We start from the raw sequence: 14,595 nt of genomic DNA on the forward strand, positions 1-14,595 counted from the left end.
ATGGATAATTTTTTGTATATTTTCATCGGATTTTTGTCGGGAATACTCAGCAGTATGGGCTTTGGCGGCGGCACCGTGCTTGTCTTGCTGCTTACAAGCTTTATGGGAGTTTCACAAATAAAGGCGCAGGGCATAAATTTGCTTTATTTTATTCCCGTTGCTGCGGCATCTCTTATTTTTCATTTTAAAAATAATGCCGTTGATAAGGCTGTGGCATCACAGCTGATTGCGTGGGGAATTATAGGCTCATTCTTCGGAGCTTTAACAGCCAATTTTCTTGAAGGCAAAATATCGCTGAAATTTATTTTTGCCCTTTTTGTTTTAGCCTTGGGATTAAAAGAAATTTTCAGTAAAAAGAACGAGAAGGAAAAGGAAAAATGAAAATAGTAATAATAGGTGGCGGTTACGCAGGAGTTTTGACAGCCAAAAAATTAGCAAAGCTATCAAAGAAAAGAAAAACCATTGACATAACTCTTATTGATAAAAACTCTTATCATACTATGCTGACAGAGCTTCATGAGGTGGTGGGAGGAAGAGTTGAACAGGATAACATAAAAATTGATTTGAATAAAATTTTTTATTCAAGGCCGGTACGCATCGTACAGGACGAAATACTATCGGTAGATAAAGAAAAAAGAACAGTTTACGGAAAGAAAAAGGCATACGATTACGATATTCTTGTTGTTGCCACAGGCTCACAGCCCACATATTTCAATGTAAAGGGCGCAAAAGAAAACGCTTTCCCCCTATGGAGCTTTGATGATGCAGTAAGACTTAAGGAGCATATTGAAGGGCTTTTTTGCTCGGCTAAGAATGAAAATAATAAAATCCCGATATTTGTAATAGGAGCAGGCTTTACGGGAGTTGAAACAGCAGGAGAAATAGCGGAATATGTGCCGATACTTTGTAAAAAATACGGTGTTTCCCGTGAAAGAGCAGAAATATATTTAATAGATTTACTGGACAGAGTTATTCCCACTTTACCTCAAAAGCTTTCTTCAAAGGTGCAAAAAAGACTTGAGAAAATGGGCGTTAAGGTTATGCTTAAAACAAACGTAACCGAAATAAGCCAAAGCAAAATATTTTTAGATAAAAAAAGCTTTGATACACAGACAGTTATATGGGCGGCGGGTATAGAGGGCGCAGAGATTAGCCAAAATATGTCTGAAAAAAATCTCAAAGGAAGGCTCAAAACAGATGCTTTTCTAAGATGTACAGATTATCCCGAAATTTTTGCAGTGGGAGATTGCCTTTATTATGAATATGAGGGAAGCTGTGTTCCCAGAATGGTGGAAAATGCAGAGCAAAGTGCGGAAATCTGCGCTCACAATATTTTTGTTACAGCTTTTAATAAAGGCTCTTTAAAGGAATATAAGCCCTCTTTTCACGGGGTTATGGTGTGTGTAGGCAGCCGTTACGGTGTGGCAAGGGTAGGCTTTAAAAACAAAATGTTTAATTTGCCTTCCTTTTTAGCTATGTTTGCAAAGCATTTTATAAATATAGTTTATTTTTGTGAAGTGTGTGGCTACAACAAGGTAGCAAGCTATATAAAGCACGAATTTATAGATATAAAACACCGCCGAAGCTTTTTGGGAGGACTTTTTGCAATTAAGCTTCCTGCAATTCTTTGTGTACCTCTGAGGGTATGGTTAGGTGCAGTGTGGGTTTTTGAAGGGGTAATGAAAATTGTCGGCGGTTGGTTTTCAACGCCTCAGTTAAAGTCATTTTTTGAAGGTGCAAACAGCTTTTATGACAGTATTCTAAATAATACTGCAAGGCACGTAAGCTTGACAACAGATGCCCTTTCCGCCGCAACAGGCGCAGGAGGTCAGGAGGCGGAAAGTATGGGAAGGGTTATTTTTAATTTACCCATATTCAATATAGTCCGTTTTCTTTTTGTGTGCGGTGCCGACCTTTCAAAAGCAACGACGAATGACTTTGCATTTAAAATTGACGTTCCTCTTTTAGACGTTTTTATAAATAATGTTGTTTTGCCCTCAGCCACAATGCAAATGACAATGCAGATTGTAATAGTTATAGCTGAAATTCTCATAGGCTTTGCAATTATGGGCGGACTTTTTACCTTTTGGGCATTGTTGGTTTCCTTGATATTGCAAATGATGTTTATAACGACAACGGGACTTTATCTCAACACCTTTTGGATGATTTTTGCGGCAATAGCGTTGCTTATAAACAGCGGACGCTGTCTGGGGCTTGATTACTACGCTTCGCCTCTTTTGAAAAAAGGCTGGAAAGCGTTGCCCTTTGTCAGAAGGTGGTATATATATCATGACTGAAAAAATCAATATATCAACGCTGTTGTCAGAGGTAAGCGAAATTATAAAAGGAGCGCTGTTAGGCGCTCCCGAGCTTATATTGACCTATACTCAGCATCTTACAAATGCTACGGGGAAAATGTTCAGAGCAAGGCTTTTGCTTGTTTCGTCCTGGGAAGCTGATAAAGAAATATCGCAAGAGGCTAAAATTTTAGCGGCAGCCGCAGAGCTTGTGCATCTGGCAAGCCTTGTGCACGATGACGTTATGGACAGAGCCGACAAACGCAGAGGCATACAGACACTCAACAGCAAATTTTCCGATAAAGAGGCTGTGATATGCGGTGATTATATTATAGCAATAGCAATAAAGCTTATTTCAAGGATTGAGCTAAAAGAGAAAAAGAAGAATTTTCCTGACTATGCTTCAAAAATGTGTGAGGGACAGCTCAGGGAATTTCTTAATATAAATAATGTAACAATGAGTGCCTATACCTATTTTAGAATTATAAAAGGCAAAACAGCGGCGCTTTTTGAAGCTGTATGCTTTGCAGGGGCAAGTCTTTGTGAAGCAGAGGATATAAACAGATATAAAAAAATCGGGCATTATTCCGGAATGGCATTTCAGCTTATGGACGATTACAGAGATGTAAAGCAAAGCACAGAGCTTAAAAATGCAAATTCCGATATAAAAAACGGAGTTGTTACTTTACCTCAAATTCTTGCCTTTTGCAAGGGACGGGAATTCGGAGAGGAAAAGACCTATGAATGTGCAAAAAAATATATACAAAAAGCAATAAAAGAAATAGAGCTGTTAAAGGCAACGGAGTCAAAAAAACAAGCTTTGAAGGATATCATTTTAAAAATACAGGAGAAAAAATGAAGGGCTTTTTAAAGTATGTAGAAATAACAACTAAAATAACAAGCTTTTTCCCCTTTATAATGATTATAGTCTATCTTTTGAAATCGGGCTTTGAAATAGATATCACTAAAACTGCAGTTTTCTTTCTCTCAATGCTTTTATTCGATTTATGCACAACGGCAATAAATAATTATACCGATAAAAAAGAGCTTACCGTAAGCAAAAGGATAGCTCTTTTTACAATTATTGTTTTACTTTTTTCAAGCACAGCATTGGGAATATGGCTAGTTTTTTTAACAGATATATCGGTGCTTATTTTGGGAATTATCTGCTTTTTTTGCGGATTTATTTATAACTGCGGACCTATTCCTCTTTCGGCACTGCCCTTGGGAGAGCTTTTTTCAGGTTTGTGCTACGGCTTTTTTATTCCCCTTATTCTTATGTATATAAACGTGCCGTCGGGATTTTTATATTCCTTTAAAGTGGGAAGCGAGATAATTCTCACTGTCAATACTCTTGAGCTATTAAAGCTTATTTTAATTTGTATTGCGCCCATTTTTGCCACAGCGGGAATAATGCTTGCCAACAACATCTGCGATGTGGAATACGATATAAAAATAGGACGTTATACTTTAGCATATTATCTTAAAAATAAGGCTTTAATTCTTTTTAAGCTTTTATATTTTATAATTTTTATTTCCTTTATAATTTTAATTTTTTTAAAGAAAAGTTTTATTTTTTCTCTTCTCTTTTTTATACCCGTATATAAAAATATAAAGACTTTTGAAGAAAAACAGATAAAAGAAGAAACTTTTATTACATCTGTTAAAAATTATATACTTGTAATGGTGGCGGAAATTTTATGTCTGGCGCTTTAAATAAATATCTCAAAGAATTTATTATAATAATTATAACGGTATTATTGCTCTGTGTTCTTTTATGGACTTTTTTGTTTCGTAAAGAGGGCGAAAAAGCCTTTGTATATAAAAATGATGAGCTTTTGTTCAGCCTGTCTTTAACAGACCAAAAGCTAATAGAAATAGAAAATACACATATAGTTTTAGAGCTTGACGGCAAAGGAAATATAAAATTCAAAAGCTCCGACTGTCCCGATAAGCTTTGCATAAAAAAAGGCAAAATCTCAAAGCAAGGAGATTTTGCCGCTTGTATACCCAACGGAATTTTAATTCAAATTCAATAGCTTTTTATAATTTCTCCATTTTGTAATATCCATATGGCTTTTGCCTTTTTGTATTTTTTTAAAAGCTCTTTTCCTTCTTCTATACTAAGATTAAAAAGAGCAGTTGAAAGGCAGTCGCCGTCGGAAGCGTTTTGACTTATTATTGTTACGGCTCTGAAATTGCGGCAGGGATAAAGAGTTTTCGGGTCTATTATATGGCAGTAATTTATGTTGTCTACAGTATAATATCTCTGATAGTCACCACTTGAGGTAACGGCTGTATCGGCTTGTATTTTTTCGGTAAATATAATTTCATCTTGCTCAAAGGGGCTTTGAATGTCAACACTCCAGGGCTTACCGTTAAGCTTTGTGCCTATTGCTTTTACATTTCCGCCGACACTTACAATTCCGTTTTTAAGCCCCTTTTCTTTTAAAGCACTACATAGCATATCTACGGCATAGCCCTTTGCAACAGCGCCTACGTCAAGAGAAAGATGCTTGTCTGAAATATATACTGTGCTGTTTTGCACATCAATTTTTACATTGTCAAAATCAGTGTGCCTTGAAGCGCTTAGCAGGGCTGAATAATCAGGTAGACTCGCATTTTCGGGATTGTTTATCCCATTTTGTCTGTATTCGTGCCATATTTCTAAAACACTGCCCATAGCCGTATTTACATTTTTTTCGGTTTTTTCATAGGCTTCTTTGCAAAAAAGTAAAAGGTCAATAATTTCTTTGTCAACCTTTATTTCTTTTACTCCTGCATTTTCATTTATTGTTTTGATATTATTTGTTTCATAGCTGTTATAGATATCATAAAGCTGATGATATTTTTCTAAAAAAGCTTTAGAAAAGCTTAAATACTGTTCAAATTCAGCCTCATCTTTACAGTAAAAAACAACGCTTGTAACAGTATCAAAAGGGCCGATAAAAGAGCCTTGAAAGCGTTTTAAAGAGGGTTGACAGGAGCAAAGACACAACAAAAGCACCAAAGCAGATAAAATAAATCTGCTTTGGTGCTTAATATATGATAATTTAAAAATTTTTTTCAAAAAATCACATCGTTCCCGCTTTTTTGAAGGCTTGCTTGATTTTATCTATTGCTATTGTAACCTCTGCTTTGATGTCGCTTGAGGTGGGCTTTTTGCTGTCGTCAAGAGCAATATTTCCTATATCTGTTATAGTTTTTCCCTTAAGAAGCTTTTCAAGGCTCATAGCCTGTTCGTTCCATTCCTTGCCTATTGATGAGGCAGCCTTCATTCCGTAATCTTTTCCAAGCTCTGTTTTTGTTTTAAGCTGTGTGGAAGGCTCTGAGGTTATTTTTCCGCTGTTGTCAAAATTGATTGCGGAGCGTATCTCGTCTATTTTGCTTGCCGTAACATTTCCCGCTGTTCCGTAGCTTACAGCAGTTACTGTAATATCAGCCTGTACGGTGCCGATGTCCTGAGAAGCGTCCTTTGAATTTTCAATGGTGCTTACAATTCCAAGACCTAACATATCGTCCTTTTTGGAGCCTGAATTTGTTGCGTTTTCAAAAGCTTTTTTTATAGCTTCCTTAAAATTGCCGATTGAAATTGTAACTGAGCCTTTGAGGTCGCTGCCGGTGGGATACTGATTTTTATCTACAGCAATACCTTCAATCTCTTTTAAGGTTTTTCCTGTTACATAGGTGCTGAAGCTTTTAGCCTGCTCATACCATTCCTTGCCTATTGAAGATGCTTGCTCCATATTATAGCTGTCTTTAAGCTCTGTTTTTGTTTTGGCTTGATATGACAGGTCGCTTGTGATTTTTCCTGAGGCTGAAACTGTTGCTTTAACCTCTATTTCATCTACTATGCATTTGACGATTTTTCCTGCATCGTCTACGCAAATTGCGGCAACGGTACAGTTTGTTATACAAGAGCCGTCCTCTGAGGAGGCGGAGGTTGCCTTTTGACTTGCAACTATACCAAGACCGATTTTTACGGTATCGGAATTTGTAACCATATCGGAAATATCAGAGCTTATAGTCTGATTGTCTGCAGGGGAACAGGCACTCAAAGAAAAAATAAGAATTAAAAGACAAATTGAAATAAATTTTTTCATAATATAACCTTTCTGTATTTAGTTTTTTATATGTGAAAGTGCGGGCATAATAAGCTTGAGAGAAACAGCCGTTATACTGCCGAAAATACAACCGAAAGCTATATAAACGGGCATGATTTTTAAAAAGAAAGGGTTTGAATAGATAAGGCTTATTACAAAAAGCTGGCCCACATTATGCATTACACCGCCTATTATGCCCAGAAAAAGAGTTTTTGCATTGAAAAATTTAAAAATTATCATAGTAAATACTGCCAAAAAGCCTCCTCCTAAGCTTAAAAAGCAAGCTACAGCGCCTTTTGTAATAAATACAAATAAAGCTTTTAAAAAACAAATTGTTATTGCTCTTTTGGGAGAAAGCAATATTAAAGCATACATTGTTACAATGTTGGAAAGACCTATTTTAACTCCCGGAAAAGCAGAAAAAACAGGCGGGAACAGGCTTTCGGCAAAGGAAAGCACAATAGCAAGGGCAAAAAGCATAGCAGAGAGAGAAAGAGAGTATATTTTATTTTTCATATTTTTAGTTTTTGTAAAAATTAAAAATATATGCAAAAAATATATTCTTAGGGGATAGGAAAAAATGTGCAGAATATGTCAATTTTGCGACGACAAAGCCTTGTCGTCGGTTACCCGACGGTGTACAGAGGTACTCCGAGGGCGAAATTGGCATATAGCATAAAACGTGTATTTATAAGAGCCTAACCCGTCTACGCATTAAAAATGCGGACGGGGACCCTAGAACCTTGTTGTTTCACAATAAAAAAAGAACGAGCAAAAAACTTTCTTGCTCGTTCCTTAAAATCAGTAATTTATTTTATTAAAATGTTTTATGCGCTCTGCGCTTTTTTTACATCCCCACGATATTATCTTTTCGCATCTGGGCAATAATGAGTATTACCGCTTTGCTGTAGCTTATTATGCCGTCGCTTTGTCCTTGGGATATAAGATAGCTGTTGTTTACCGCATTTGAAATTTCAGTAACCTTAGTTTCAAATTTATCGGCATAGTCAAAATAATTTTGCCATTCACTTTTAACATAAGGATTTACAGTTTTCATAAGCTGACTGTAAAGCTGCTTGTCGGTTTTATAAAGAGCATTTCTCACACAGTTAAAGGCGTACATATATCCGCTGTAATTAAAATAAATATCGTCGCTGTTAATGCAGGCAAGATAGCCTACAAATTCTGCTTCGTTTTCCGGCATAAAGCCTCTTAAATGGGCAATTTCGTGGCACATTGTCTGAGGCAGAGAAAAGTCGGGGAATAAAATGTTTACGTTTGCTTCGTAGGTAAAGGGGGAATAAACTCCCGTAGTACCCATATAATTCATAACAATTGAGCTTATAAGCATTGGCTTTGCCCGTACACGCAAGCCTGAAAAAATTCTGTTTTGCTGTGCAAGAATATCAAAGCTTTTGTTTCCCTGCTTTGACATTTCTAAAAAGCCGTCCTTATACTTTGATATTCCGTTTTGGTCAAATTCGATTTCTTGGCAGAGGACATTAAGCTCTTCTATAATATATTCAAGAGCGTCTGCAAGCTCTTCCTTTTGCGGATTTGAAGTATCAAGCTCAAGAGTATCTGCCGTTTTCACACGGCTGTAATTAAAGGAAAGACCCGTTGTGAATATACAAAAAAGCAAGGAAACAAGGGCACACAAGCCCGACAAAAGACGTACAAGAGGGGAAAGGGAATTGGTTACCGACGTTTTTCTGTAAGCTCTTATAAATAAAATAATAAGAATTACAGGCAATGCAATAATAAGAAGCTCACAAAGAGAGAAGGGCAAAAAATTCGTTACAAAACCAAAAGCACCCGAAATGTATTTATGAAAGATGCCTACAATATATTTTTCGGTAAAATAAGGGCAGGATTTAAGCAAAATATTCAAAAATATAAATATCGGAATTAAAGCAAGAGAACAAAAGCCTGCGATTACAAGGCCTTTTTTCTTTTTCTTCTGACGGTATTTCATCATATTAAGTACATTCCTTAAGCTTTGGATTTTATATATGCTATAACATTCTGAGCATCGGGAGCTTCAAGCTCCATAAAGTTTATATTTTCGTTTATATCCCAAAGATAATGGGCATCTGAATTTGAAATATATACATAATCGTTTTTATAAGAGGGGTATTTTTCAAAAAAGAGGCTCTGATTACAGCTTTTTGACAGCTCAAAGGCACAAAAGCCCATATCCTTTTCAAGAGCACCCATAGTGGCAACCAATGAATTGGAGTCCTTGTCAATGTGGGCGGCAATAGCCACTCCGCCGTAGCTTTCCACTGTCTGACATACGCTGTAGGTGTCTATTCCCGAAGCAACAATAAGTAAATTCTCACGGCTGCCTGTTACCTCATCGTTTTCATTCATAATAAGCTGCTGTCCGTAAAGCTCTTCGTCATTTTTAATTTTCAACATTCCGTCATAAACGTAATCTTCAAAAGCCTCGGCTTTTTCAATATCGGCAAAAAGACAGAGAATATGAATATCCTCAGAGCTTGTCAATTCCATAGCGGGAAGCACCGTAATTCCTACCTCTTGCCCCACCTTTATTGCGGCTCTGCAGTTTCTTACGCTGTTGTGGTCGCTTAATGCAATAATATCAAGCTCTTTGATTTTTGCCATATTTACTATGTTGTTGGGAGTCATATCATCGTCGCCGCAGGGGGAAAGACAGGAATGAATATGAAGGTCGTAAAAATATTTTTTCATTGTTGTAAAAGACTGTTGAGCTTTATAACGGCAGTTGCAGAGCTGTCATCGGTTTTGAAAATAGTAATACCCTCTGTCACAGCTCTTTTTGTAAGAGCTTCGTCTGCATTTGTGCCTTCCGAAAGAATAATACAGCTGACATCTGTAAGCACTGCGACAGCGGCGCAGTTAACATTTCCTATAACCGTTATCCAAGCATCTGAGCTTTTTGCACGTCCCATTACAAGACTTAGCAAATCGCCGCAGAAAATACCTTCTATTTCTCTGTCCTCGCCCATATTTACAAGCTCGTATCCTAATTTTTCTTTAATCTCACTTACTTTCATTACAAACAGGCTGTCGCCCTGTAAAACAGAAAAAACAGCCTGTACTCACCGCCTTTATTTTAAATTTAAGGAATTTCTGTATAAAATAACGCAATCCTGTTCATCGGCAATTCCCGTAATAACGTCCTGAGCAAATGCACGGCAGGACGGAGCACCGCAACAGCCGCAGTCAAGTCCCGGTAAGCATTCAACAAACTGCTCAATTTGGTTTTCAATCTGTAAAGCTTTGCTTACATCGTTAGAAAGCTTTAATGCAGAATTGTATTTCAGGTCCTTTTTCCAATGATATCTTTCATCGGTATCAGATGCTAATTTATTACAGGATATAGGCAGATATTTTCTGAGTCTGTTAAGTCTTGTTCTTGCAACGAAGGGGTTTTCAAAGTTGAGAACACCGCCTACACAGCCGCCGGGACAAGCGTTAAGCTCAATAAAATCAAGATTGTCAAGTCTTCCGTCCTCAACCTCTTCAAGCACCTTGGTAACATTCTCAATACCGTCTGCCGCCAAGTATTTTTCCTTGAGAAGAGCAGCGGACTCACCGCCTGAGCCTGCCCAGCTTATACCCACTATACCTGAGCTTATTAAAGAGGGCGGGTTTTGAAGCTTGTTCATATGATTTACTATTTTTTTATAGACCTCTGTGGCGGAAATAGCGCCGTCTATAACATTATATGAAAAGCCGATGGGAGAAAATGCGTTTGTAACCTTTGCAGGACAGGGGGAAATAAAGAAAATACCTATTTCGTCCTCTTTAAAGCCCTTTTCTTCCATAGCCTTTTTTCTTGCTAAAATTGCCGCAAGCTCAACAGGAGCGATTATGGGAAGAACGTTTTCGCAAAGGTGGGGAAAACGCACCTGAATAAGACGCACTACCGCAGGGCAGGCAGAGCTTATGACAGGAGTACGGAGTTTTCCCGAGCTTAAAAGCTGTCTTGTAAGGTCGGAAATCATTTCCGCAGCCTTGCTGACTTCGTAAACATCGTCAAACCCAAGCTCGATAAGGCCTTGCAAAACGTAATTTATATCGTCTAAATTATTAAACTGTCCGTAAAAGGACGGAGCAGGAAGAGCAATTGACCATTTATAATTTTTAATACTGTCAAGACTTGTTGTTACTGCTTTTTTTGCGTGATTGGGGCATTTTCTTATACATTCTCCGCAATCGACACAAAGGTTGGGATTTATTGCAGCCTTGCCCTGACGCACTCTTATTGCCTCTGTAGGACATCCTCTCATGCAATGGATACAACCCTTGCATTTATCTTTGTCGAGGGTAACAGAGTGAAAAAGCTCGCTGTTCATTTTTGCACAGCTCCTTTCACTTATAAGTTAATTACTGTTCTACATAGATTTTCATTGTTATTTTTGTGCCTTGACCGAGTTTTGTTTCTATATTCATTTCATCGGTATATTTTTTCATATTGGGAAGTCCCATTCCGGCGCCGAAGCCCAAAGAACGAACATTGTCGGGCGCAGTTGAAAAGCCCTCACGCATAGCAAGCTCTACATCAGGGATACCGGGACCGTAGTCGGTTAAAATTATTTCAACGCTTTCGGGGGAAAGAATAACGTCAGCCTCTCCGCCGTTGGCGTGAATTACCATATTGATTTCACCCTCATACATAGCAATAGAGGTTTTTCTGATAGTTTCAGGAGAATAGCCAAGGCGCTTCATAACCTTTTTTACCTCTCCCGAAGCTTCGCCTGCCGACATGAAATCAGTGCCGTCAACTATGTAGTGAAGCTCAACATTATCAGCCATTGGAACCCGCCTCCCTAAGACCGTTAAGATATAAAATTCCGCAGGCAGGATACATTCTTTTTTCTGTTGAAAGAATTACCATACCGTGATTTTCCGCAAGAGCAAGAACGTTTGCATCGGGTTCCTTTCCGCGAACAAACACGATACAGCACATATCCATCATTTCTGCTGTACGTACTACCTGAGGATTACAAAGTCCTGTAAGAAGCACAGACTGGTTTTTAACGTATGCAAGCACATCGCTCATCATATCGCTTCCGCAAGCGGAGAAAACCTCCTTGTCCACATTAGCCGCACCTGCAAGAACCTTTGCATCCAAAAGCTCTACGATTTCTTTGATTTTCATAAATGAGTCAGCCTTTCTGCTAAAAAATTTAATTATTTTTGTTATCAAAAAAATTATATTTGCGCTATAATTATATCATATATTTACAAAGTAGACAATATTTTTTTCATATATTATATTTTTTCTAAACTACTTACAAAATTTAACGATTTTAATTGACTTATTGAGCAAATAAAGCTATAATTAGATTAAATTAAAATAAATTAAAATATTATTTTGGGGGAATATCAAATGCAAAGAGTATATAATTTTTCCGCAGGCCCTTCAATGCTTCCCGAAGAGGTATTGGAAAAGGCAAAAAATGAGATGCTTAACTATGGTGACAGCGGAATGTCTGTTATGGAAATGAGCCATCGTTCAAAGGTTTATGAGAGCATTATAACCGGCTGTGAAGCTATGCTCAGAAAGGTTATGTCAATTCCTGACAATTACAAGGTTTTATTTTTACAGGGCGGTGCTTCCTCCCAGTTTACAATGATACCTCAGAACCTTATGAAAAAGGGTAAGGCTGACTATGTAATTACAGGTATGTGGGCTAAGAAGGCTCACGCTGAGGCTTCCCGTTACGGTGAGTGTAACGTTATAGCTTCCTCTGCTGACAAAACCTTCTCATACATTCCTGAGCTTGACTCTTCTAAATTTGACAAGGATGCAGACTATTTCTACATCTGTTCAAACAATACTATTTACGGAACCCGTTTTACAAAGCTTCCCGACACTGGCGATGTTCCGATAGTTGCTGATATGTCCAGCTGTATTCTTTCAGAGCCTGTTGACGTTAGCAAGTACGGCGTTATTTTTGCAGGTGCTCAGAAAAATATGGGACCTGCAGGTCTTACAGTTGTTATCATCAGAGAGGACCTTTTGGGCTTTGCTCAGGACGGCACACCCACAATGTTCAAATATGATACTCACGCTGCTAACGGTTCTATGTACAATACACCTCCTACATATGCAATTTATATCTGCAAGCTTGTGCTTGAGTGGGTTGACAGCTTGGGCGGTCTTGAGAAGATGGCTGAAATCAACAACAAGAAGGCTAAGCTTTTATATGACTATCTTGATTCCTCTAAGCTTTTCAAAGCAACTGTTGAGGGTGAGGCTCGTTCTCTTATGAACATTCCCTTCGTTACAGGCAACGAGGAAATTGATGCTAAATTTGTTAAAGAGGCAACAGCGGCAGGCTTCGTTAACCTTAAGGGCCACCGTTCAGTCGGCGGTATGAGAGCAAGTATCTACAACGGCATGCCCTATGAAGGCGTTGTTAAGCTTGTTGAGTTTATGAAAGAATTTGAAAAAAATAACTAACTTGAAATAAGGAGTATACAGTCATGTATAATATTAAAACCCTTAATAAAATAGCTAAAATCGGCTTGGAAGAGCTTGATAAAGCACTTTTCACAGTAAGTGATGACGCAGAAAATCCCGACGGTATTCTTGTAAGAAGCGCAGCTATGCACGATATGGAGTTCGGCAGCAATCTTCTTGCAATAGGCAGAGCAGGCGCAGGTGTAAACAATATCCCTGTTGACAGATGCGCAGAAGAGGGCATTGTTGTTTTCAACACTCCCGGTGCTAATGCAAATGCAGTTAAAGAGCTTGTTATAGCAGGTCTTTTCCTTGCTTCAAGAAAAATAACAGCGGGTGTTGAGTGGACCAAAACCTTAAAGGGCAACGGCGCTGACATTTCAAAAATGGTTGAAAAGGGTAAGTCCAATTTCGGCGGCTGCGAAATCAAGGGTAAAACTCTCGGCGTAATCGGCTTGGGTGCTATAGGCGTTATGGTTGCAAATGCAGCTTGCCACCTTGGTATGAAGGTTATCGGTTATGACCCTTATATTTCCGTTGATGCTGCCTGGAACCTTAACCACCACATTGTAAAGGCAAAAGCAATTAACGAGATTTATGAGAATTCCGATTATATTACAGTTCACGTACCTCTCAACAGCGAAACAAAGGGAAGCATCAATGCACAGGCATTTGAAAAGTGCAAGAACGGCTTAAAGCTTCTTAACTTCTCAAGAGGCGAGCTTGTAAATTATGATGACCTTAAGGCTGCTATGGAGAGCGGAAAGGTAAGCTCTTATGTAACAGACTTCGCAAGTGAAGAGGTTTTAGCTCTTGAAAACGCTGTAATAATTCCTCACTTGGGAGCATCAACAGCAGAGGCAGAGGACAACTGCGCAGTTATGGCTGCAAGAGAGATTTCCGATTATATCCTTAACGGAAACATTACAAATTCAGTAAACTTCCCCAACGTTTCTCAGCCCAGAGTGGACGGCGGAGCAAGAGTTTGCGTAATTCATAAGAATATTCCCAAAATGCTTACTCAGATTTCTGCTTTAATGGGTGAGTACAATGCCAACATTGAAAATATGGTTAATAAGTCAAAGGGCGAAAACGCATACACAGTTCTTGATGTTATCGGCAAGGTTCCCGAGAACATCAAAGAGGATTTAGAAAAAATCGAAGGTATAATCAGAGTAAGAGTTATTCTTTAAAGAAAAGGACACGAGCAGAATGAAGCAAAATATTAAATCTGTACTTTCTATTTTCGGATGTCTTTTAGTAGCATCGGTATTATCTTTTATGAGCATTCCGATAACAATGCTTTTAAAAGGGGCTTTTTTTGGAATGATTATCAACGGAATAGTTCCAAGCCTTCTTTTGAGTATGCTCATATATTCGAAAATGTGGGAATTGGGTTGGAAAATACCCTCACGCAGAAAGCTTTATAACGAAAAACATTCGGATTATAAGGCTTTGGGAATTTGTGCGGCTGCTTTTGTTCCCTCTTTGATTTTGCTTTTAGCGTGGAAGCTTACAGATAATTTTATTTTGCAGCTTATTTTCAGAATTACAAACTTTTACTGTATAGGCTTTTTCGATTATGCCCCCAACTATTTTAAGCTGATAGCTCTTTTAGTTATGTTGGCTGAGATAGCGGTGGGTCAGGTTGCCTATACTCTCGGTACAAAAAGAATATCTCTTTATACCAAGGCAGTTTATAAAAAGGACAAGAAGAAATAGCAAAGATTTTAAA

17 protein-coding genes are annotated in these 14,595 nt (G+C 38.1%); 8 read left to right on the forward strand and 9 right to left on the reverse strand.

From position 1 onward, the window contains the following. Genes E7480_04800 through E7480_04820 form a run of 5 tightly spaced genes read left to right on the forward strand, consistent with a single transcriptional unit; the run spans position 1 to position 4,336 of the window. Entirely contained in the window at positions 1 to 381 is a 381-nt protein-coding gene (locus E7480_04800) for a sulfite exporter TauE/SafE family protein (protein ID MBE6903907.1), read from the forward strand. Beyond that, the gene (locus E7480_04805; GenBank protein ID MBE6903908.1) at positions 378 to 2,297 is read left to right on the forward strand and encodes an NAD(P)/FAD-dependent oxidoreductase; all 1,920 of its coding nucleotides are present in this window, start codon (positions 378 to 380) and stop codon (positions 2,295 to 2,297) included. The genes E7480_04800 and E7480_04805 overlap by 4 nt, the downstream gene beginning before the upstream one ends. Then, a complete protein-coding gene (locus tag E7480_04810; GenBank protein MBE6903909.1) occupies positions 2,290 to 3,156 on the forward strand; it encodes a polyprenyl synthetase family protein in 867 nt (288 codons plus the stop codon). The genes E7480_04805 and E7480_04810 overlap by 8 nt, the downstream gene beginning before the upstream one ends. Next, positions 3,153 to 4,013 (forward strand): prenyltransferase, encoded by an 861-nt coding sequence (locus E7480_04815; GenBank protein MBE6903910.1) that lies wholly within the window; start codon positions 3,153 to 3,155, stop codon positions 4,011 to 4,013. Before E7480_04810 ends, E7480_04815 begins: the two co-directional genes overlap by 4 nt. Further along, positions 3,998 to 4,336, forward strand: coding sequence for a hypothetical protein (locus tag E7480_04820; protein MBE6903911.1), 339 nt, complete (start codon positions 3,998 to 4,000; stop codon positions 4,334 to 4,336). The genes E7480_04815 and E7480_04820 overlap by 16 nt, the downstream gene beginning before the upstream one ends. On the opposite strand, the gene E7480_04825 is transcribed toward E7480_04820, so the two are convergent. From E7480_04825 to E7480_04865, 9 genes are all read right to left on the reverse strand, one after another. Next, the gene (locus E7480_04825; GenBank protein MBE6903912.1) at positions 4,330 to 5,412 is read right to left on the reverse strand and encodes an FAD:protein FMN transferase; all 1,083 of its coding nucleotides are present in this window, start codon (positions 5,410 to 5,412) and stop codon (positions 4,330 to 4,332) included. The two genes, E7480_04820 and E7480_04825, sit on opposite strands and share 7 nt — an antisense overlap. Further along, entirely contained in the window at positions 5,372 to 6,400 is a 1,029-nt protein-coding gene (locus E7480_04830) for a hypothetical protein (GenBank protein MBE6903913.1), read from the reverse strand. The genes E7480_04825 and E7480_04830 overlap by 41 nt, the downstream gene beginning before the upstream one ends. A gap of 18 nt (positions 6,401 to 6,418) precedes the next feature. Then, the gene (locus E7480_04835) at positions 6,419 to 6,916 is read right to left on the reverse strand and encodes a Gx transporter family protein (GenBank protein ID MBE6903914.1); all 498 of its coding nucleotides are present in this window, start codon (positions 6,914 to 6,916) and stop codon (positions 6,419 to 6,421) included. Positions 6,917 to 7,247: 331 nt separating this feature from the next. Further along, positions 7,248 to 8,378 carry a DUF3810 domain-containing protein gene (locus E7480_04840; protein ID MBE6903915.1) on the reverse strand — a complete coding sequence of 377 codons (1,131 nt, stop codon included), beginning with the start codon at positions 8,376 to 8,378 and terminating at the stop codon, positions 7,248 to 7,250. A 14-nt stretch (positions 8,379 to 8,392) separates the two neighbouring features. Then, on the reverse strand, positions 8,393 to 9,115 hold the full coding sequence (locus E7480_04845) for a PHP domain-containing protein (protein ID MBE6903916.1): 723 nt from the start codon (positions 9,113 to 9,115) through the stop codon (positions 8,393 to 8,395). Further along, positions 9,112 to 9,441, reverse strand: coding sequence for a hypothetical protein (locus tag E7480_04850; protein MBE6903917.1), 330 nt, complete (start codon positions 9,439 to 9,441; stop codon positions 9,112 to 9,114). Before E7480_04850 ends, E7480_04845 begins: the two co-directional genes overlap by 4 nt. Positions 9,442 to 9,495: 54 nt before the next feature. Then, entirely contained in the window at positions 9,496 to 10,746 is a 1,251-nt protein-coding gene (locus E7480_04855; GenBank protein ID MBE6903918.1) for a 4Fe-4S dicluster domain-containing protein, read from the reverse strand. Between the two features lie 31 nt (positions 10,747 to 10,777). Next, on the reverse strand, positions 10,778 to 11,206 hold the full coding sequence (locus E7480_04860; protein MBE6903919.1) for an anti-sigma regulatory factor: 429 nt from the start codon (positions 11,204 to 11,206) through the stop codon (positions 10,778 to 10,780). After that, positions 11,199 to 11,552: a hypothetical protein gene (locus E7480_04865; protein MBE6903920.1), complete on the reverse strand. Its 354-nt coding sequence runs from the start codon at positions 11,550 to 11,552 to the stop codon at positions 11,199 to 11,201. Before E7480_04865 ends, E7480_04860 begins: the two co-directional genes overlap by 8 nt. Before the next feature lie 231 nt (positions 11,553 to 11,783). On the opposite strand from E7480_04865, the gene serC reads away from it, so the two are divergent. The 3 genes from serC to E7480_04880 are packed head-to-tail and all read left to right on the forward strand — an operon-like array spanning position 11,784 to position 14,582. After that, on the forward strand, positions 11,784 to 12,860 hold the full coding sequence (serC, locus tag E7480_04870) for a 3-phosphoserine/phosphohydroxythreonine transaminase (GenBank protein MBE6903921.1): 1,077 nt from the start codon (positions 11,784 to 11,786) through the stop codon (positions 12,858 to 12,860). A gap of 23 nt (positions 12,861 to 12,883) precedes the next feature. Continuing rightward, on the forward strand, positions 12,884 to 14,053 hold the full coding sequence (locus E7480_04875; GenBank protein MBE6903922.1) for a 3-phosphoglycerate dehydrogenase: 1,170 nt from the start codon (positions 12,884 to 12,886) through the stop codon (positions 14,051 to 14,053). 19 nt (positions 14,054 to 14,072) lie between these two features. Next, positions 14,073 to 14,582 carry a hypothetical protein gene (locus tag E7480_04880; GenBank protein ID MBE6903923.1) on the forward strand — a complete coding sequence of 170 codons (510 nt, stop codon included), beginning with the start codon at positions 14,073 to 14,075 and terminating at the stop codon, positions 14,580 to 14,582. Positions 14,583 to 14,595 lie beyond the last annotated feature (13 nt).

The organism is Oscillospiraceae bacterium, assembly GCA_015067255.1.
Lineage (GTDB): Bacteria > Bacillota > Clostridia > Oscillospirales > SIG519 > SIG519.